The organism is Acetobacter indonesiensis (assembly GCF_000963945.1).
Classification (GTDB): domain Bacteria; phylum Pseudomonadota; class Alphaproteobacteria; order Acetobacterales; family Acetobacteraceae; genus Acetobacter; species Acetobacter indonesiensis.
In genome coordinates this window covers 1-1,021 of sequence record NZ_BAMW01000087.1, presented here as the reverse complement: position 1 = coordinate 1,021, position 1,021 = coordinate 1, and the positions used below count along the sequence as shown (strand labels likewise).

Sequence of the window (1,021 nt, the reverse complement as noted above, 5' to 3'; positions counted from 1 at the left end):
TCTTGTGCTCAATGGAACGATGGCAGCGTCCGGGTCTGTGGGGGTGCAAGCGGCAGGCATTGACAATATTGGTACGCTTCAGTCTGGAGCAGAAACGCGTCTTACATCAAGTGCAGACATTCAGAATAAAGGCTCAGTTTCAGCAGGACAGGGACTGACAGTCAGCGGGGCTTCGCTGACAAACAGCGGGGCTCTGACCGCGGCAGGAAAGGAAGGTGCGTCCTTTGTGGTTGCGGGAGATGTCCGGAATTCTGGCAAGGTCGGTGCTGCTCAGGGACCACTTTCTCTGCATGCGTCTTCCCTGACCACAGATGCGGGAAGTACCATCGCTTCTGCAGGCGATATGACCGTAAAGATTGAAAAGAGTGCCAGTAATTCTGGGCAGATTTCAACTTCTTCAGGCTATCTCTCTCTGACAGCAGGTGCATTGGCCAATCATGGGCCGGGTTTTATTGGCGCTGGGGGTGATCTTTCCGTTTCTGTCGGAGAGTATCAGGGCGAGGCTGGATCAGCACTTAAGGCGGAAACTGCTCTTATCCTGATTTCAACTGGGGCAGTTCAGAACAGCGGACTGATTTCGACCAATACGGCTTTGACTGTTAGGGCGGCTTCCCTTGTCAATAACGGGACGCTTTATGGTGCTACCAGCACGACTGTGCAGGCCGATCAGGGTGTAACCAACACTGCCGGGCAGATTGGCTCCGGTTCCGGACTGTTGTCTGTCACCGCCGCTGATCTGGATAACGGATCAGGCAAGATCATTGCGCAGTCAGGTGCGATCGGTCTTTCGGCTAGGCGTGTTGATAACCGTGCCGGTGTCATTCAGGGGCAGGGTGACGTTGTTCTTTCTGCGCGCACTCTGGATAACCGTCAGGCGGGTTCGATCCAGTCTCTTGGCGGTTCTCTGGCGCTGGGTGACGGTGCGGGTCCCATGCAGGACCTGCTCAATCAGGGGGGTGTGCTCGGGGCAGCCCAAACCCTCAGTCTGAATACGGATGCTTACGAAAGTGATGCCAGCAGT

The 1,021-nt window shown here is 55.5% G+C and carries 1 protein-coding gene; it reads left to right on the top strand.

Features of this window, described 5'->3' with window-relative positions:
* Window positions 1–1,021, top strand: a 1,021-nt coding sequence (locus Abin_RS14900; RefSeq protein WP_148315676.1) for a hypothetical protein, incomplete at both ends; no start/stop codon positions are given.